At 71.5% G+C, this 16,966-nt stretch carries 16 protein-coding genes and 2 pseudogenes; 9 read left to right on the plus strand and 9 right to left on the minus strand.

Annotation, left to right across the window (positions count from 1 at the left end; translation table 11 throughout):
• The 3 genes from ACFWJ4_RS22905 to ACFWJ4_RS22915 form a co-directional block, all read right to left on the minus strand.
• Positions 1-2,358 (minus strand): hypothetical protein (locus ACFWJ4_RS22905; RefSeq protein ID WP_380546512.1); only part of this gene is annotated, 2,358 nt, incomplete at its 3' end.
• 201 nt (positions 2,359-2,559) lie between these two features.
• Positions 2,560-2,742, minus strand: coding sequence for a hypothetical protein (locus ACFWJ4_RS22910; protein WP_380546514.1), 183 nt, complete (start codon positions 2,740-2,742; stop codon positions 2,560-2,562).
• Between the two features lie 766 nt (positions 2,743-3,508).
• The gene (locus ACFWJ4_RS22915) at positions 3,509-4,117 is read right to left on the minus strand and encodes an SMI1/KNR4 family protein (protein ID WP_380546516.1); all 609 of its coding nucleotides are present in this window, start codon (positions 4,115-4,117) and stop codon (positions 3,509-3,511) included.
• 242 nt (positions 4,118-4,359) lie between these two features.
• On the opposite strand from ACFWJ4_RS22915, the gene ACFWJ4_RS22920 reads away from it, so the two are divergent.
• Positions 4,360-4,890 (plus strand): hypothetical protein, encoded by a 531-nt coding sequence (locus ACFWJ4_RS22920; RefSeq protein WP_359896674.1) that lies wholly within the window; start codon positions 4,360-4,362, stop codon positions 4,888-4,890.
• A gap of 115 nt (positions 4,891-5,005) precedes the next feature.
• Positions 5,006-5,407 carry a hypothetical protein gene (locus ACFWJ4_RS22925; RefSeq protein WP_380546518.1) on the plus strand — a complete coding sequence of 134 codons (402 nt, stop codon included), beginning with the start codon at positions 5,006-5,008 and terminating at the stop codon, positions 5,405-5,407.
• Here ACFWJ4_RS22925 and ACFWJ4_RS22930 read toward each other — a convergent pair.
• Together ACFWJ4_RS22930 and ACFWJ4_RS22935 are read right to left on the minus strand one after the other, a co-directional pair.
• Entirely contained in the window at positions 5,375-5,656 is a 282-nt protein-coding gene (locus ACFWJ4_RS22930; RefSeq protein WP_380546520.1) for a transposase, read from the minus strand. The two genes, ACFWJ4_RS22925 and ACFWJ4_RS22930, sit on opposite strands and share 33 nt — an antisense overlap.
• Positions 5,593-6,210, minus strand: a complete 618-nt coding sequence (locus ACFWJ4_RS22935; protein WP_380546573.1) for an IS5 family transposase — start codon at positions 6,208-6,210, stop codon at positions 5,593-5,595. The genes ACFWJ4_RS22930 and ACFWJ4_RS22935 overlap by 64 nt, the downstream gene beginning before the upstream one ends.
• A gap of 168 nt (positions 6,211-6,378) precedes the next feature.
• Here ACFWJ4_RS22935 and ACFWJ4_RS22940 point away from each other — a divergent pair, with 168 nt between their 5' ends.
• Positions 6,379-7,956: a sensor histidine kinase gene (locus ACFWJ4_RS22940; protein WP_380546522.1), complete on the plus strand. Its 1,578-nt coding sequence runs from the start codon at positions 6,379-6,381 to the stop codon at positions 7,954-7,956.
• Between the two features lie 61 nt (positions 7,957-8,017).
• Positions 8,018-8,722 (plus strand): response regulator, encoded by a 705-nt coding sequence (locus ACFWJ4_RS22945; protein WP_380546524.1) that lies wholly within the window; start codon positions 8,018-8,020, stop codon positions 8,720-8,722.
• A gap of 204 nt (positions 8,723-8,926) precedes the next feature.
• Here the strand turns inward: ACFWJ4_RS22945 and ACFWJ4_RS22950 are convergent.
• Positions 8,927-9,208: pseudogene (locus ACFWJ4_RS22950) on the minus strand (phosphatase PAP2 family protein); the annotation flags it as partial.
• Here ACFWJ4_RS22950 and ACFWJ4_RS22955 point away from each other — a divergent pair.
• The 4 genes from ACFWJ4_RS22955 to ACFWJ4_RS22970 all read left to right on the plus strand — a co-directional run bounded on the left by ACFWJ4_RS22955 (position 9,186) and on the right by ACFWJ4_RS22970 (position 12,300).
• Entirely contained in the window at positions 9,186-9,365 is a 180-nt protein-coding gene (locus ACFWJ4_RS22955; protein ID WP_359896845.1) for a hypothetical protein, read from the plus strand. The pseudogene ACFWJ4_RS22950 and the gene ACFWJ4_RS22955 overlap by 23 nt on opposite strands.
• A 314-nt stretch (positions 9,366-9,679) precedes the next feature.
• Positions 9,680-10,276: an alpha/beta hydrolase gene (locus ACFWJ4_RS22960; RefSeq protein ID WP_380546526.1), complete on the plus strand. Its 597-nt coding sequence runs from the start codon at positions 9,680-9,682 to the stop codon at positions 10,274-10,276.
• A gap of 239 nt (positions 10,277-10,515) precedes the next feature.
• Positions 10,516-11,019, plus strand: a complete 504-nt coding sequence (locus ACFWJ4_RS22965; protein ID WP_380546528.1) for a hypothetical protein — start codon at positions 10,516-10,518, stop codon at positions 11,017-11,019.
• Between the two features lie 264 nt (positions 11,020-11,283).
• Complete coding sequence (locus ACFWJ4_RS22970) at positions 11,284-12,300, plus strand: Ku protein (RefSeq protein WP_380546530.1); 1,017 nt, start codon at positions 11,284-11,286, stop codon at positions 12,298-12,300.
• A gap of 207 nt (positions 12,301-12,507) precedes the next feature.
• On the opposite strand, the gene ACFWJ4_RS22975 is transcribed toward ACFWJ4_RS22970, so the two are convergent.
• Positions 12,508-13,362: a hypothetical protein gene (locus tag ACFWJ4_RS22975; RefSeq protein WP_380546532.1), complete on the minus strand. Its 855-nt coding sequence runs from the start codon at positions 13,360-13,362 to the stop codon at positions 12,508-12,510.
• A gap of 382 nt (positions 13,363-13,744) precedes the next feature.
• On the opposite strand from ACFWJ4_RS22975, the gene ACFWJ4_RS22980 reads away from it, so the two are divergent.
• Positions 13,745-14,827, plus strand: coding sequence for a hypothetical protein (locus tag ACFWJ4_RS22980; RefSeq protein WP_380546533.1), 1,083 nt, complete (start codon positions 13,745-13,747; stop codon positions 14,825-14,827).
• A 301-nt stretch (positions 14,828-15,128) separates the two neighbouring features.
• On the opposite strand, the pseudogene ACFWJ4_RS22985 reads toward ACFWJ4_RS22980, so the two are convergent.
• A pseudogene (locus ACFWJ4_RS22985) lies at positions 15,129-15,323 on the minus strand (type II toxin-antitoxin system Phd/YefM family antitoxin); the annotation flags it as partial.
• A 139-nt stretch (positions 15,324-15,462) separates the two neighbouring features.
• Entirely contained in the window at positions 15,463-16,875 is a 1,413-nt protein-coding gene (locus ACFWJ4_RS22990) for a DJ-1/PfpI family protein (RefSeq protein WP_380546535.1), read from the minus strand.
• Between the last annotated feature and the right edge of the window lie 91 nt (positions 16,876-16,966).

Below are 16,966 nucleotides of genomic sequence, written 5' to 3' on the forward strand. Positions count from 1 at the left end.
GTGGCCGGCGTCGGCGGCCTGGCGGGCAAGCTCTTCGGCACCTTCTTGATCTCCTGCGTCCTCTCGGATCCATGCCAGGCGAGCCAGGGCATCGGGGTAACCTGCATCGGCCGCCCGCTGTGCCTGTTCCTCAGCACTCTCTCCGTCCTCGGAACGTTCTCGAATTTCGGCGTCCTGTCGGATCCATGCCAGGCGGGCCAGGGCGTCAGCGCGGTCGGCGTTGGCGGCCCGCCAGTAGAGAGTTTCGGCAGCGTCCCAGTCTCCGGCTTCCAGCCGCAACCATGCCAGGTAGGCCAGGGCATCGGAATGGCCGGCGTCGGCGGCCTGGCGGGCAAGCTCTTCGGCACCTTCTTGATCTCCTGCGTCCTCTCGGATCCATGCCAGGCGAGCCAGGGCATCGGGGCGACCGGCCTCGGCAGCCCGTCGGACGCGTTCCTCGGCCCCCTCCTGTATCCACGCCAGGTGGGCAACGGCGTGTGGATGACCGGCGTCGGCGGCCTGCCGGGCGAGGGTTTCGGCGCTCTCCCGTCTCCCGGCTTTCTCTCGCATCCACGCCAGGACGATCAACGCACCGGGGGAGCCCGCGTCGGCGGCCTGCCGGGCGAGGGTTTCGGCGCTCTCCCGTTCCCCGGCTTTCTCTCGCATCCACGCCAGGACGATCAACGCACCGGGGGAGCCCGCGTCGGCGGCCTGCCGGGCGAGGGTTTCGGCGCTCTCCCGTTCCCCGGCTTTCTCTCGCATCCACGCCAGGACGATCAACGCACTCTGACGGCCCGCATTCGCAGCCCGAAGGACGAGGGCTTCGGTGTCTTCCCGTTCTGCGGCGACGTGCACCGGGGCGGACAGGACGGTGAGGTGGCCGAACTTGGCGGCCCGGTGCCGGAGGTGGTGGGCCCACTGTAGGCGGTGCCTGTCATCAGCGGCGGTGGCCAGGTTGTTAAGGTCGTCGGGATGGGTCAGGTGCGTGTGGGCGGCGTACCAAAACGAGGCGGGCGGGCAAAGTCTTCGGCGAGTGATGCGGCCATGCTGTTCGATGTAGTCCGCGAGTCGCAGGACTGGGTTTGATGTCGGTGCGGGCATCGTGGCCAGTTCCGCAACGCCTGGTGGGCGGTGCGCGGGGCGGGTGGTAGTGCGGCGCAGCAGGGCTTGTTTGCCGTGGACGGGGTGGGCGAGGTCGGCGAAGGCGGATTCGGCCCAGTCGTCGGTGAGCTGGTCGTAGTCGTGCTCGGTGAGGTAGTCGGTGGCGGCGTCGGTGAGGAAGGTCTGTGGTAGGCCGGGACCGACGCCGAAGCGGCGGGCGTCCATCGCGGCCTCCAGTACGGCTTTGATGGCTGGGCTGCCTTGCTGGTAGCGGCGCAGGAGTTCGGGGGCGCCGGCCAGGTCCTGAGTGACCCGTCCGTGAGTGAGAGCGCGGGTGAGGGTATCCGCCATGAGCTGGTCGCCGTCCCGGGCGAGGGTGATGGCGGCCCGGAGTGCGTTTTGGTCGAAGGTGTCCGGGATGGTGAGGGTGTGACCGGCCAGGAGTTCACGGACTCGGCTGTGCGGGTCGGGCCCGCCGGGGCGGGGCAGGACGGTATACGCGTTGGCGTACTCGGGCCACAGGGTGCCCAGGACCAGAACCGGCCCGCGGTCGGGATGGGTGAGGAGGGTGTGAACGGCGGCCGCGATGCGCTCGCCCTCCTGGAGGTGGCCGAGGTAGTGCTGGGCCTCGTTCAGCCACACCACCGTCCGGGGCGCCACACGGTCGAGGTCGGCGAGCATGGCCTCGGCCCGGGTCGGATCGTGGGGGTGCCACAGCCGCCACCCCTCCTCGGCGAGCGGCTGGACCGCCTCCCAGCACGCCCTGGTCTTGCCAGTGGACGACGAGCCGACCAGGACCACCATCCGGCTGCGGCCTTCGGTGACGTCGCGTACGGCTTCGGCCAACTCCTGATCGTGGGCTCGACGAACATATCCCGGCATGTCGCCGACGTGTCGTCCGTCCCGCCGCCCCGTCCCTTCCCGGACGGCGCCGGCCGGGTGCACCTCAAGGTCGTGAGCGTCCCACTCCCCGATCGGTTTCCCGAGTTGGCGCCCGCTATTGATGGCATTTCCCCGGACGGGCCCGGGGTGAATGTGCACGACCCCGCCCTGGATCACGTTCCCGTGAACGACACCGCCACTGATCCGGTTGCTGACCGAGGCCCTACCGGTTTCTTCAGAGGGATCGATGGAGCCGGGCGATGAGATACCGGGATCACTGGACACTGCAATGGGGCAAGGCGACTGCGGTACCCGTTCCTGCGGTACGCCTGTCTGCCCGGCGTTCTCGTCGCGCGTCATCCGCTCTCCGGTCGTGTCTTCGCCGGTGTCCATCATCACCCGCTCCCCACCACGGCGGCACCGAATCTGCAGAACCAACTCGCCAGCTGACACTCGCCCCCTTCCGTCGCTCGACGTTTCGGACGGCGGCGCAAGTCGCTTCGGGATCACCCGGTCGTGAGCCGACGGTAGGTCACCCCCGCTCTGAGAGGCGCCGGGTCGGGGCGGACGCAGTCCTCGCGGAAGAGTTGGTCAGTGTCATCTGGCCGGGTCGGACAGGCTGATGGGTACGCGGTCCAGGACGAGAACGGACTCGGCGTTCCGCACGTCGACGATGTCGGCGGACATGGCGGCGAGCCGGGTGACGTTCCGCCCGAAGAGAAAGAGGGCGGCGTCCGCCGCACGAACGGCACTGCTGGAGGGTCTCCCGATGGGAGTCATCGTCCAGGGCAACAGAGTCGGGGGCCGGGCGGGGAACGTCGAGATCGCGGCAGTGGCCGCGGTGGACGGACCAAGGGAGGAACTCGCGGACCTCGGCCGGGTGATACGACCGCCGTCCAACCACCGGTCGATCTCGTGCTGGGCAGCATGGGCCAGGGTCAGCCCGGCACCGCGGGAAGATGAGGGGCGAGCGCGCTGTAGCGTTAGGCCCAGGCTCCATCTCGCTCGGCCGCTGTCCGTTTCGCTGCTGCCAGCTCTCGCCTGGAGCAACTCGCCGGCGGCCGTCCCGGGCCTTCGACCTCAATTCCCGGTCGAGGCGAGGGCGTCCTCCCCATAAGCGCAGCGGTCAGCTTCAAGGCCGACCGTCGTACGGTGCTGCAGTCCTTGACGATGACACCTCCCCCGGCTCCATCCCAGTCCACGCTGACCCAGGCGTTGCCCGGGCGTTCGATCGTGATCGCGGAGCACGATGTCGTGGCCGTCTGCCACGATGAGCGCTGCTCCTTGACACCTCAACAGGCCAGCCGCCTCCTACTCCTCGGCAGGCTGGTCAAGAAATGGCAAAGCCGACAGAACGATGCAGGTCCACGAAGGGTCCTCCCCGCACGTACGAGGATGACCCCGGCAAGGGCGGCTGGACCGTCGTGCGGGACCTATCGGGCTCGCGCTCGCGGGGGTGGAGGGTCTCGGCGTCCGTGTCATACGGGCAACCATGCGACCTGCGGCTTCGTCCCCATTCTCAACCGGATGACGCGGCTTCGGATTCTCAGAGTCGTGACAGATCCTCGCGATCGCGGTGCTGCCTCTCGATGCGGTCAACCGGCGCTCGCAGGGCGGGTGAGGTCAGTTCCAGGTCGCGGTTGTCGCGCCCAGCTAGCATGTGGTCGAGCCAGCGTTCGTACCAGGCCAGGAAGTCTGTGGCCGACGACACGTTGGGGCCCCAGAAGCCGTCGGCGTTTCCGGTGACGACGCGGCCCGCCAGGGAACCCGTGATGCCGAGAAGCACCAGGTCGGAGCACCCCGCCTCGATGATGTGCAGGAACAGGTCACTTCGGCGAGACGGGCCGCCGGCGAACGTGAACCCCCGAGGGCGGCCGGGCTCGCCGTGGGGGTCCATCGTGAACAGCCGACATGACTGCAACCGCAGCAGGCCGTAGAAAGGCGATGCGCCGCCCCCGCCCAGCGTGGTCAGGAAGCTGCGGTAGGGGTCGGGCAGTTCGATGTGGCGGTCGGCCTCGAACTCGGCGACCTTCGCGTCCGGCAACGGGGGTTCGAGGCGGAACCCGTGCTTCTCTTCGCCGAAGGAGTAGCTTCGCAGCGCGGCATAGGGCACCTTGGCGAGCTTGCGTCGGATGCGGGCGATCCGGGAGTCCATGTGAACTCTTCTCTCTGTCCTCCGCAAACTACCTGCTGTGGACAGCGATGTCCTGTCGCGTTGAGCTTGTCTGTGGATCTTGCACTGAGCTGCAAGGTTGCCAGGTCGAGTGAGAACGCTCGGCGCGGGATTCTCAGTGCATCTGGCTTCCGCGGAATCCAGGGTGGGCTGCGAGCCGAGTGATGGCGGGACCGTCGTGGGGAATCTGGGCTGGGCCCCAGGGCGACGTAGGCTCATGGGTTGTGAGCCAACAGGATGAGGTCGGGAAGACCCGCTATCTGGTCCTTCATGACTATGGGATGGGCGGTCTGTGGTGGTGGGTGTGGGCGGGCTCGGCCGAGGAGATCGTCAGTGCCTGCGCCGAGGTTGAGGTGATCGCGGACCCGGATGCCGTGAGACGTGCCGAGACGTGGGGTTTGAAGGAGGTCCGTCTTGACGATCCGGACTCGAATCCGCTGTCCAGCCTCCGCGCTCAGCGGGATGCCCAGCGTGGTCAGCCGGGATTCGGTGTCCTGGCGGGACGGGACCGTGTATGCCTGCGTTGGCCTGAAGGCGAGGAAGGAGAGGTCTTCCTGATGGAACTCGGGCCGGACGGACGGCGGTTGCGGCAGGTTGAGATCCGCCCGGACGGTGGTTCGGTCAAGACGGGCATTGAGGATTGGCCGTTCAACCCGCCGTTCGACCTTCGTGATCCGCAGTATGTGTCCATGGAGATCGGCCCTGGTGACTTTGAGGAAGTGTGGCAGCGGGCTCGTCACGAGTCCGAAGGCTGATCAAGCGGCTTCCCGGGCTGTGTGATGTCGGCAGAAGTGCTGTTAGAACTCCTAACGAAATGATCTTCGATGAGTCGGTTCCAGTCGCTGGGGTGCTATCGGGCAGCATGGGGCGATGAACTCGGATGAGCCGGTGCCCCGGGAGTTGAAGGTCCTCGATACGACCTCGCTGGTCAGGCTGGAGGAGCGGGCATGCGAGCTCGGTCTCAACCAGCGGTTGGACCCGGTATGGGTGCAGGCGAATGCGGCGTCCAATGGAACCCACTATCTGTGGCCAGCCCTGTGGAACAGCCTGCCGCATCGCCCCGGCATCCCGCGTCAGATTCGGTGCGAACTGCTCATCACGCTTCGCTCGGGAGAGCGCGTGATGAGCCTGCTGGACGTCCTGCCTGGTGGCTTCGCCCCTCTGGCGAGAGTGACCTCACGGGCCGAGGGTATGCAGGTCAGTCAGCTCCTGGACAGTTCCCCGAGCGTCAGGGAATGGCTACTGAGCAGGGGAGTCCCGGACCGGCCGTGAGAGCCGGCGCCAGCAGATGAGTGCGCATCCCAGGGCCAGGAAGGCCTCGTGGATGTCATCGCGGATCTCCCAGCGGATACGCAGGCGTCGGAACCAGTGCAGGTGGGCGAAGGCGCGTTCCACGACCCACCGTTGAGTGCCGAGTCCGGAGCCGTGCTCGATGCCCCGGCGGGCGATGAGCGGCTTCACCCCGAGGTTCCAGACCAGGCGGCGGTACCTGTCGTGGTCATAGCCGCGGTCACCGAGCACGGCGTCGGGCCGGCGCGCCGGGGCCGGCCGCGCTTGCCGCGAACGGACGGCACTGCCTGAAGCAGTGGAATGAGCTGGGTGACGTCATTGCGGTTGCCGCCGGTCAGGGTGACGGCGAGCGGGATGCCGGTGGCGTCGGTGATCAGGTGGTGCTTGCTGCCCGTCCTGCCCCGGTCGACAGGACTTCGTCCCGTCTTGGATCCCCCTTTAACGCCCGGATGTGAGAGCCGTCCACCGCCGCCCAGGAGAAGTCGAGGGCGTTCGCGCTGCGGAGCTTGGCCAGGAGGACCTCGTGGAGCCGGGGCCAGACGGCCGGCCTCCGTCCACTCGGCCAGGCGGCGCCAGCAGGTCATGCCCGACCCGAAGCCGAGTTCCTGCGGGAGATGTTCCCAGCTGATCCCGGTGTGCAGGACGAACAGGATGCCCTGGAACACCAGTCGGTCCGGATGCCGCTTCCGTCCTGGATGCCGCACGCGCCGCTCAACCTTGGGCAGCAGCGGTTCGATCACCGCCCACAATTCGTCGTCAACATGCCACGGCTTCGGCCGAGCCACCCCACACCCCCGGATCATCACTTCCAGAACGATCCAGCCACCTCGAAGATCATTTCGTTAGGAGTTCTAAGTCGCCCGAGGCCAGGCCGACCCAGGTCGGGCCCGAGGCGACTCGGGCATGACTTTCGACAGATCCGCTGCGGCAACGGCTTTTGTAGGGTCGTGGGCATGCGGATGAGTGGGGCGGCGCTGCCCGTGGTGGCGGCGGTGTGTATCGGGCTGGGTGTCACGAGCCTCTGGTGGGCGCTGCCCGCGATCGGGGTCTCCTTCCTGGCCGGGCTGCGAATGGAGCGGGTACGGCCGGCGGCGGTGGTGTTCGCCGTCCTGGTGGCGGCCGGGGTGCTGGTGGTCGGCTCGGTGCCCTCCTGGATCGTTCTGGGCCTGCGGTTCGTCGCGCTCGCCGTGAGCACCGGGATGGGCCCGTGGCTGCTGGGCCGGTTCTGGCGGCAGTCGCAGGAACTCGTGCGCGCCGGGTGGGAGCGGGCCGAGCGGCTGGAGCGCGAGCGGCAACTCGTCGCGGAGCAGGCCAGGTTGCGCGAACGGGCCCGGATCGCCCAGGACATGCACGACGCCCTCGGGCACGACCTCAGCCTGATCGCGCTGCGCGCCGGGGCCCTCAAGCTCGCCCCCGGCCTGGCCCCGCCCCACCGGGAGGCCGTCCAGGAGATCCGGGCGGGTGCGGCCGCCGCCGTCGACCGGCTTGGCGAAGTGATCGGCATCCTGCGCGACGGAGACGAGGGAGAGGGAGGCACTTCCGCGGCCCACGGGCCGGCCGACTCGGACATCCCGCAGCTCGTCGCCGAGGCGGCCGCCGCCGGACTGGACGTCCGTTCGGAGATCAGCGGGGAGACGGAAGGGATCCCGCGCGCCACCGAGCACGCCGCGTACCGGGTGGTGCAGGAGGCCATGACCAACGCCGCCAAGCACGCACCGCGAGCGTCCGTCACCGTGGAGGTGGCGTACTCGGACGACGGCGTCCGCGTACGGGTGGCCAACGGCCCCGCGCCTGCGACAGTGCCCGGACCCACCCCCGCACCCGCGCCCGTCGCCCGCCGAGCGGCGTCGCCGCAACCCGCGTCAACCCCGCTCGGCGCAACGCCCACCGCAATGCCCACCGCAATGCCCACCGCAACGCCCACCGGAGCGTTCTCCGGAACCCCTGTCGCGGCTCCCGCAGCGGCTCCCGCCGCGCCGCCCATCGGCGGTCGCGGCCTGGTCGGGCTCACCGAGCGGGTCCGGCTCGCGGGCGGCACCCTTGCCCACGGGGCCCGCGCGGACGGCGGGTTCGAGATCGTGGCCGACCTGCCGCGCCATGCCGCCGGGCCCGTCCCGCCGCTGCCCCCCGCTCCGCCGTCACCGGTCCGCGAACTGCGGCAGGCACGGCGCAGGGTGGGCCGGACGCTGGCCGCCGTGGTGCTCGTCCCGCTGACGACGGCCGTGCTGCTCACCGTGGCGCTGCGAGTATGGACGCTCTACGTGGTCAGCCTGTCGGTGCTGGACCCGGGGGTCTTCGCCTCCCTCCAGGTGGGGCAGGACCAGGCCTCGGTCGAGCGGCTGCTGCCGGGCCATCGGCTGCCGTACCGCCCGCCGAGCGGGCCGTCGACGCCGGCACCGCCAACGGGAGAGGGGGTCTCGTGCACGTACTACGCCATCACCGCCCAGCTGTTCGTGGACCGGGCCGGAGACGCCTACCGGATCTGCTTCCGGGACTCCCGGCTGGTCTCGCGTGATGTGCTCGTCTCCTGACCTCCCCCACGACGTCCTTCCCCGCACCACCTCCGTACCGAGCGACCGACAGGAGCCGCCGATGACCACCGCACCGATCCGGGTGCTGCTCGCCGACGACGAGCCCATGATCCGCGCGGGACTGCGCGCCGTGCTCACCACCGACCCGGGCATCGAGATCGTCGCCGAGACCGGGGACGGCCGGGAGGCCGTCGAACTGGTCCGACGCCACCGGCCTGACGTCGCCGTGCTGGACATCCGGATGCCCGGGACGGACGGCATCACGGCAGCTGCCGAGATCCGTCGGAACGGCCTGGCCTCCGGAGTGCTCATGCTGACCACCTTCGGTGAGGACGACTACATCCTGCGCGCGCTCAGCGGCGGTGCGAACGGTTTCCTGATCAAGTCCGGCGAGCCCGAGGAACTGCTCGCCGGGGTGCACGCGGTGGCGGCAGGAGCGGCCTACCTCTCACCCAAGGTGGCCGCCCGGGTGGTCGCCCACCTGGCCGCCACCGGGGCCGGCCGCCCCGCCGACCGGCGTGCCGGTGCCCGGGAACAGGTGGCCGCCCTGACCACCCGGGAACGGGACGTGCTGACGCTGATCGCCGCCGGGCTGTCCAACGGTCGGATCGCCCGTCGGCTGGGGGTGGTGGAAGGCACCGTGAAGGCCCATGTGAGCTCCATCCTGGCGAGGCTGGGGGTGGCCAACCGGGCGGCCGCCGCCGTCCTCGCCCACGAGGCCGGGCTGACCCTCGGCGCGACCTGCGCGGGCGGCCCGCGGGACTGAGCCCGCCGTGCCCGGTGCCGCGCCCCGGTCCGGCGCCGACGGCACCGGGGGCGCGGGTGGCGTCGACGGTGCCGACAACAGCAGCCCGAGGACCGGCACCCCGGTCAGGGCCGTCACCGCGGTGGTGGCCGCCGGCCGCAGGGCGAGGACCGCGGCCGCCGTGACCGTGGCGCCGAGCGCGGCACCGGCGAGCACGTCGTGCGGGTAGTGCACCCCGGCCGCCACCCGCAGGGCGGCCGTGGCACCGCCGACAGGTATGACCAGCAGCGCCCAGCGCGGGCGCAGCAGGACCAGCCCCGTCGCCAGCGCGACCGCCAGGGTGGCGTGGTTGCTGGGGAACGACCAGTCCCCCGGTGGCGGACAGTCGGCGACCGCCGTGCCGGGCAACCCGGCCAGCGCCCGGCAGGGCCGCTCCTCGTCGAGCAGCACCTTCAGCACCTCGCTCGCCCCGTAGGCCAGCACCGTGCCGAGCCCGACCAGCGCCACCCCCGCGACCGCCCCGGTGGCCCGCCTGGTTCGGGCCGTCCACCAGCAGAACGCCAGCAGCAGCCCCAGTACCAGCAGCCCGATCTCGGTGGCCGGCCCCGGCAGCGAGGCCACCGCATGCGGGGCGTCGCCGACGGCCTCCACCGTCCGCCGGTAGCCGTCGGCCGACCACCCGGCCGACGCCCGAGCCAGCCCCGCCCCGCCACTGCGCGCCGGCGCCAGCCACGCCACCACCCCGGCCCCCGCACCGAGCATGGCCGCGGCGAGGACGGGCCTGGGCCTGGGCCTGGGCCTGGGCCTGGCCGCGGCCCTCGTCGTGCCGGTCTTCCCCGCATTCCTGTCCGTGTACGTCATGGTCCGGACGGTAGAAGCCGAAGAGCCCTTTCCACCCGACCCGAAAGTCAAGCGGGGCCCCTGACGATGGTCGGGGTTGACAGCGCGTCACACAGGCTGGCCCCGTAGTCTGCGCCCATGCCGGACCCCTCTGCGCTCGCCGCCCCCACCCGCTTCGCGGGCGCCCCCGACCGCGTCGCGCTCGTCCTTCCCGGAGTCGGGTACACACCCGCCAGGCCCCTCCTCCACTTCGCCCGCGCGGTGCTCCTCCGGCACGGTTGGACCGTCCAGGAACTGTGGTGGCAACTTCCCGACGGGTTCCGCGAGTTCGAGCCGGAGGAGCGGATCGCCTGGGTCGAGCGGCAGGCGGTCCGGGCCGTCGACGCCGAGCACGGCGCCTGCCGCCTGGTCGTCGGCAAGTCCCTCGGCTCCTTCGCCGCCTCCGTCGCCGCCGACCGGGGCCTCCCGGCGGCCTGGCTGACCCCGGTCCTGACCGTCGACCACGTGGTCCGCGCCCTCCACCGCACCGGGGCGCCGACCCTGCTCGTCGGCGGCGCCGCCGACAGGCTGTGGAGCCGCCCGACCGCCGACGCGACCGGCCACGAGGTCCTCGAACTGCCCGCCGCCGACCACGGCCTCGAACTGCCCGACGACCCCGTGGGCTCGATCGACGCCCTGCGGCAGGTCACCTCCCGGCTGGACCGCTTCGTCGCGGCCCTGGGCGCGGGACGGTAGCCCGCCTTCGGCGCGGCCGGTCCAGGAGCTTCCGGGAGCCCCGGTGCGGCCGGTGCTCCCCGAAGCCCGCGCATCGGGAGCCGGTCGGCCGACCCCCACCACACCGCCTTCGATGACGGCACCCCGATCGTCCTGACCCACGGCCGCACCGTCGACCACCGGGTGGGAACAGGTGCTGGGCTCGGCGCTGCTGGTACCGGCGGGGCCCCGGTCGCCGTCGCGAGGTGTTCCGGTACGTCATGGCCCGTCGCACGGAGGCGAGTCGGGAGCTCTTCGCGCGGTGCGTCCGGCCGGGCTGGGAGGCGCACGACCGGGCGGCCGCCGCCGAGCTCGAAGCCGACTTCCTGCTGCCGCACCGGCCCGAGCACCGGGATCCGCAGCACCGCGGCCACCACCTGCTGGTCACCACCCGCCAGGACGCCCTGGTCGGCTGGCGCGATCAGCTCGCCCTGCTCGACCACCACCCGCGGATGGCCGCCGCCGTCCTCGACGGTGTCGGCCACAACCCCCAAGTCGAGGCCGCCGACGCCGAGCAGGAACTGCACGACGCCGAGGCGGCCCGGGAGCGGGCTCAGGGTGAGGCCGATCGGGCAGGGGCCGCGCTCGCCCGGGCGCGAGAGCGCGACGAACGCGCAGGGTGCGCTCGCGCGGGCCGGCGAGCGGGTGCGCACGGCCGGGTCCGCCGTCGGCGCGGCCGGCCGCGAGGCCGCGTCGGCGGGCGAGGCCGTGCGGGAGGCGGCTGAGCGGCTGCACCGCTTCGAGGGGTAGAACGGCGCCGGCGCGCGGTCCGGCTGACGCGGACGGTGCGCTGGCCGGGGACCGGTTCGGGTGTGCGAGGCCGCCCAGATGCCCGGTAGGGCGCCGTGTCGCCTCCGAACGGGGCCCAGCGGAGCGGCGGTGTCCGGCGGCCCAACACCGCATGCGCGTCGGCGGGGCGGCGGGGAGGCTGGCGATGTCCGTCCGGTGTTCGCCGAGCGGGCGATTCCCGGCGTTCGAAGGAGACCGCCATGGCCAGGCCCATGTGGACCGGGGTGCTCACGTTCGGCCTGGTCACCGTGCCCGTCGCCCTGTACACCGCGACGTCCTCGCACGACGTACGCTTCCACCAGCTGGAGCGCGGTACCTCGGACCGGGTGCGCAACAAACGGGTCAACGAGCGCACCGGCAAGGAGGTCGAGTTCTCGGACATCGTGAAGGGCTTCGAGGTCACCGAGGGCGAGTACGTCGTCGTCGAGCCGGACGAGCTGGAACAGATCTCCCCCGGCCGCTCCCGCACCATCGACATCGCCGGCTTCGTCGACCTCGCCGACGTCGACCCGATCTACTTCGACCGCACCTACTACCTCGGCCCCCGCGGCCGGGAGTACCAGAAGGTCTACGCCCTCCTCGTCGAGGCCCTGAAGCACGCCGGCAAGGCCGGCCTGGCCATGTTCGCGATGCGCGGCAAGGAGTACCTCACCGCCGTCCGCTCCGAGAACGGCCTCCTGGAGCTCCACACGATGCACTTCGCCGACGAGGTCCGCGACCCCCGTACGGAAGTCGACAACCTGCCGGAGAAGGCCAAGCCGACCGCGCAGGAGGTCAAGACGGCCGAGCAGCTCATCGGCATGCTCTCCATCGAGTGGAAGCCCGACGAGTGGCACGACACCTACGAGGACCAGGTCAGGAAGCTCGTCGAGGACAGCTTGCCGGCCGCGAGATCGCCCTCTCCGCAGGGCCCGCCCCCGAGGCCACCAACGTCGTCGACCTCATGGACGCCCTGCGCCGCAGCCTCGACAGCGCACGCAAGAACGAAGGCGACGGGCCGGCGGAGAAGAAGCCCGCCCGCCAGGCCCGGGCCTCGTCAGCCGCCGGCACTCCCAAGCCGACCGGCGGCAAGAAGAGCACCAGCGCCCGCTCCACCTCCGACAAGACCGCGGCTAAGCGCACCAGCGCCACCGGCAAGCGGCAGCTGTCCCAGCTCACCAAAGCCGAGCTCTACCAGCGCGCCACCGACCTCGACATCCCCCACCGCTCCACCATGACCCGCGACGAGCTCCAGCACGCCCTCGAACAGACCGGACGCCGCCACCGGGCCGCGTCGTAGCCCGCAGGAGCAGGACACGACGTTCCGCGCCCTGCTCCTGCGGGCTACACGGTTACGGGGGCCTCGGTCGAGCTCAGGCGTGGCCGGGCGAGGGCGCCGGGAGGGCTGGCGAACAGCAGTAGCCCGCCGTCGGCGGATTCGGCGGCTAGAGCGGCGGCAGGAGTCCTCGCGTCATGGCGAAGGCGGAGGTGGCTGCGACGAGCAAGGCGTTGACACGGCCGATCACCCGGTCGATACGCGCCGGGTCGTTGGTCGCGACGGCCTCCTCGAGGTCGTCCGCGTGGCCGCGGGCGGCGAGCGCCTCGATTTCCTGGGCAGTGGCTGCGTCCTCACGGAGCGCCCCCACCAGGGTGGGAAAGTCGAACGGTCGGGGGGCCGCGTGGTTTCCGGCGCCCACCTGGACGGTCGCGCCTTCACTGTGGACGTTGACCCCGAAGACCGTAGAACCGTGGGTGGCGTGGATGTTGATGCCTTGCGGGTCGCTCATGAGATCCCTTCCGTACAAGTCGGCGCCCAGGGGCGTGGGCGCGTAGTACTGACGGGAGCTCGGGTGACCGATCACCAGCCCCCGGTTGAGCAGTTCGCGTGTGACCAGGCGAACGTCCGCCTCGTTCCAGCCGCGGGCGGCGAAGTAGTCCCCGAGAGAGACGTGCCGCTGGGGACCGGTGCGTGCGCAGATGACGGAGAACAGCTCACGTGCCCGTGCGGGCACATGCTCCGGAACAACCGAAGGAGCGGGAAGGCCGGCAAGGTAGCGGCGATGGTTCCAGGAACGGTAGGCCCGCCAAGGCCGACCCAGAAGGCGCCTGAGGCCCCGTAATCCGCCCAGGCACAACCAGGCCAGCACGAGGAGCACCGCAGAAGCTGCCACAGTGAACGACACGTTGCCCCCCAACCCAACGCCGGCCAACGGTTCACCAGGCGCCGCCTGCGCGCCACCGTACTTCATCCGGCAATCGATCCGACATGGTTCGACCGCATGCACGGCCGAGGCATCCATCCGGCCGGGCCGACCTCGGGCGAACTCTCGACTGGTTGATCTGCGCCCGGACCTGCACCGGCATCGGCCCCTCCTTGGTCCGGGGCATGCAAAGAGGGCCCGCCTCCCCGGTGTACGGGGAGGCGGACCCTCGCAAGGTCTCGTGCTCCGCCCTCGCAAACTGCGGTTCACCGCCACCGCGCTGACCAGGGAGTGGTTCTAAACGATCACCCGCAAAACCATGGCGCTCCGTCACACCCGTCGAACAGTGTGACGATCTGGTTCCGGACAGTGATGCCTTGGATCGGGTCACCTTCGCCCGAGCACCCACCACCCCGTCGGCCGGCCGCCACTCTTGACCCGGCACGGTCAGCGCCGTGCCACATCGAAAAGGGGGAGGCAGATGATGGGCACCACCCGGCAGGTCGAGCTCCTACGGACCGAAGTCGGGCAGATCCTGCGCGAAGGCCTCAAGGAGCTGCGCACCGACAACGCGGCCCTGCGGGCCGACCACACCGCACTGCGCACCGAGCTCACAGCCGCCGTCACCGGGGAGCTACAGGACGTCCGCGACGAGCTGCGCCGCGCTGTGGGCCGCGACCGCAAGGAGCTGCTCGAGGCCCGCCAGGAGATTCGGGACCTGCGCCGGCAACTGGACGACGCCCGCGCCGGGCGGTCGGCGCAGCGGGCCGCCGACCCCGGCCGGGACCCGGATCCGCCGCCGTTCTTCCACGGGAGCAGTACACCCGCCGTTCCCGCCGGCCCTGGCCCGTTGCCCGGACGCGACAGTGCCTGGAACGGCCAGGAGCCGGCCGCGACCGCCACCGACGGGCAGGCCGTCACTGCGGCCGGCCAGCCGACCTTCACCGACCGCACCGTCCAGCCGACCTTGCCCATGAAGGAGACCACCGTGCCCGACCAGATCGCCGACGAGCCGAGCAACGAGCCGGTCGGCCCCACGTCCGAGGCGGGCATGGTCGCCGAACTCACCGCGGCCGTCGGCGACCTGCTGCCCGCTACCGAGGCAACCACCGCCCGCCCGGCCTCCACCACGGCGCCTGCGCCGGACACCCTGATCGGCACAAGCCGCCTGGAGGCCGACCTCTTCCACACCCTGACCAGCGCGGCGTGCGTGGGCTCCGCCGAACTGGTCTGCCACCCCCACGCCTGGCAGTTCATCGGCTCCCGCGCCGCGGCCGCCAGCCCGCACTTCCAGTTCCCCGCCGGCATCACCCAGGAGAAGACCGACATGGTCGTCGTCCTGCTGCCCGGCCCCAGCCTCATGGCCGTCATCAAGGCCCTCTACAGCGCCTACTGGCTCGCCGGCAGCGACCTGGCCCGTATCGAAGACCGCGCCCTGGCCCTGGCCTATTACACCGCCATCGCCCACGAGGTCCGCAAAACCCAGCCGGTCACCGCTACCACCGAAACCCCCGAACCCGACCGGCCCCGACTCCGCATCATCATCGACCAGCGCCCCACCTGAACACCTGAGCCGCGCACCAGACCAGCCCCAGCCGGGCTCCCCACACCAACCACCGACACCCGGCTGACATCCAAGGGGGTGGCGTCACCGGTGACGCCACCCCCTTGGATGTCACCGGTGACGCCCGCTACCCCTGGGCCCCGAACTCCAGGACCGTCCCTGCGCTCGCCTTGCCGAGCGGTCGCAGGCCTGCAGGAGGGCGCGCACCTCGGCGACGAGGTTTCCGGGACGGAGGGTTCTCCATCCGCCGCCGACCGTTCTTCTCCGCGACGGCGAAGGCCGGGCCCGTCGGGGATTCGACGGGCCCGGCCGTGGCCGTGCCGGCCGCCTGCCGGGCCCGGTACGGGGCCAGGGCGAGGGCGTCCTCCAGGTCGGCCAGCTCCTGGGGGCTGATGAGGACCGCGGCGGGCTGGCCATGGTCGGTGATGGTGATGCGCTCGCGGGCGTGGGAGGCACGCCGCACCAGCGTCCCGAGGCAGGCCCGGGCTTCCGTGATCGGCAAGGTGTCACGGGCGGGCCCCGGACGCCCACCAACCCCGGAACCGCCCGGCGGAGTGCGCCTCCCGACGAGAACCGGAACCACGCCCCTTTCCCGCAGCACCGCTGCGCGCCAGCGTGCTCACGGCGTCCGGGGACTACGCCGCCGGACGCCGTGGGAGGCGTCGCCGTCGCATCGCCCGGCGTGTCGCCGTCGGTGCTAGCCCCACTCCCACGCTCAGGACGACCGTCGCCGCGGCCAGCAGGGTGGACCGCCAGGGCCAGGGCGCGCCCGTCAGTTCCAGATGGGCCGAGGGGTACTCGGAGAACTTCGCGGTGGCCAGCGCCGTACGGCGGTCGCTGTGCTCGGCGAGGTCCCGCAGGACGGGATCGAAGCCGAACTCCCCGGACCGCCTTCCCCCGCCGGGCAGTTCGGCGGTGAGCCCGTTGCGGCGGGCCCAGCCGCTCAGCACGGTGCCGAGGCCGGAGGCGTCCCTGACGCCGGGCACCACGAAGCGGTCCGCGCCGTGGGCGTCCCCCGTCGCCGGCCGGGTGACGAGGACCAGACCGTGGCGGGTGGTGACGGTGTCGCCGGCGCCGATCACTACCGTCCGGGTGGCGAAGGAGACTCCGCCGTACCCTTCGACGGCCGCGGCCGCGTCGATCTCCTCGACCCCGTCGACCAGGCCGATGGCCGTGGTGGGTCGCAGCCACGGGAACGCGGCGTTGAGGGCGTACGGCAGGTCGCCGAGGGTGAGGTGGTTGGCCGGTATCGCGGTCGGTCCGTCCGGAGTCCAGCCGGGGTAGGACAGCCCGGTGCCGATACGGGTCGCTTCCGTCTCGCCGGCCAGCTCCTCGACCACCCGCAGGGCGCCCACGGTGCCGGAGGTGACGCCCGCGGTGGTGGTCACCCGCCCGTCCTCGACGTAGCGCTGCCCGCGCTTCCAGTTGACCTTCGGATAACTGCGTTCCAGGGAGCCGATGTTGGACCAGAACGACGTGGCGTCGCGGCCGTCGAGCAGACCGGAGGCGGCCAGCAGCTCGGAGCCCGCGCACACCCCGAGGATCCAGGCGCCCTTGCGGTGGCGTTCGACGATCCACCGGCGCAGGCCCTCCTCGCCCGCGCCGGTGGGGTCGGTCACCGCGGGCACGACCACCACGTCGGGTTCCGGAAGGGTGCCGTCCGCCACCTCGGCCAGCGTGTGGTCGGGCAGCAAATGAGCGCCGCCGGACAGCGGGCTGACACGGCGTTCGGCGGCCACCGTGTAGACGAACATCTCCCGCGACTCGGCGAACACCTGGTAGGGCGCGAGTACGTCGGTGGCCACCGAGCCCGCGTTGCCGACCGCGACCGCCACCGTGATCCGGCCGGGTGGCACCGGCCGGGCGGCCGGCCACGCCCTGGCACCGGATCCGCGGGGGGCGGCGGCGAAGCTGTCGGCCATCGACGCGCTCACCCCCGCGAAGGCGATCCCCGCGAAGGACGCCGCAGACAGCGCCGTGGCCAGCAGTACCCAGCCGATACGGCGCAGGGCCCGGTGCCCCTTGCGCGCCTCGGAACCAGAACCCACCTCGGAACTCACTTCGGACAACACATACCTCGACAATCCGGGCACCGATCGGCAGCGTGGTGCCGCCGGCCCTCGTGGAAACGACTTCATG

This window comes from Kitasatospora sp. NPDC127067 (genome assembly GCF_042724755.1).
Classification (GTDB): Bacteria; Actinomycetota; Actinomycetes; order Streptomycetales; family Streptomycetaceae; genus Kitasatospora; species Kitasatospora lactacystinica.

Bases quoted from the DNA above. Each gene is read 5' to 3' on its own strand.
- ACFWJ4_RS22910 (WP_380546514.1), bottom strand. From the start codon at position 2,742: ATGACTCCCATCGGGAGACCCTCCAGCAGTGCCGTTCGTGCGGCGGAC.
- ACFWJ4_RS22915 (WP_380546516.1), bottom strand. From the start codon at position 4,117: ATGGACTCCCGGATCGCCCGCATCCGACGCAAGCTCGCCAAGGTGCCC.
- ACFWJ4_RS22925 (WP_380546518.1), top strand. From the start codon at position 5,006: ATGAACTCGGATGAGCCGGTGCCCCGGGAGTTGAAGGTCCTCGATACG.
- ACFWJ4_RS22940 (WP_380546522.1), top strand. From the start codon at position 6,379: ATGCGGATGAGTGGGGCGGCGCTGCCCGTGGTGGCGGCGGTGTGTATC.
- ACFWJ4_RS22945 (WP_380546524.1), top strand. From the start codon at position 8,018: ATGACCACCGCACCGATCCGGGTGCTGCTCGCCGACGACGAGCCCATG.
- ACFWJ4_RS22960 (WP_380546526.1), top strand. From the start codon at position 9,680: ATGCCGGACCCCTCTGCGCTCGCCGCCCCCACCCGCTTCGCGGGCGCC.
- ACFWJ4_RS22965 (WP_380546528.1), top strand. From the start codon at position 10,516: ATGGCCCGTCGCACGGAGGCGAGTCGGGAGCTCTTCGCGCGGTGCGTC.
- ACFWJ4_RS22970 (WP_380546530.1), top strand. From the start codon at position 11,284: ATGGCCAGGCCCATGTGGACCGGGGTGCTCACGTTCGGCCTGGTCACC.
- ACFWJ4_RS22975 (WP_380546532.1), bottom strand. From the start codon at position 13,362: ATGGATGCCTCGGCCGTGCATGCGGTCGAACCATGTCGGATCGATTGC.
- ACFWJ4_RS22980 (WP_380546533.1), top strand. From the start codon at position 13,745: ATGATGGGCACCACCCGGCAGGTCGAGCTCCTACGGACCGAAGTCGGG.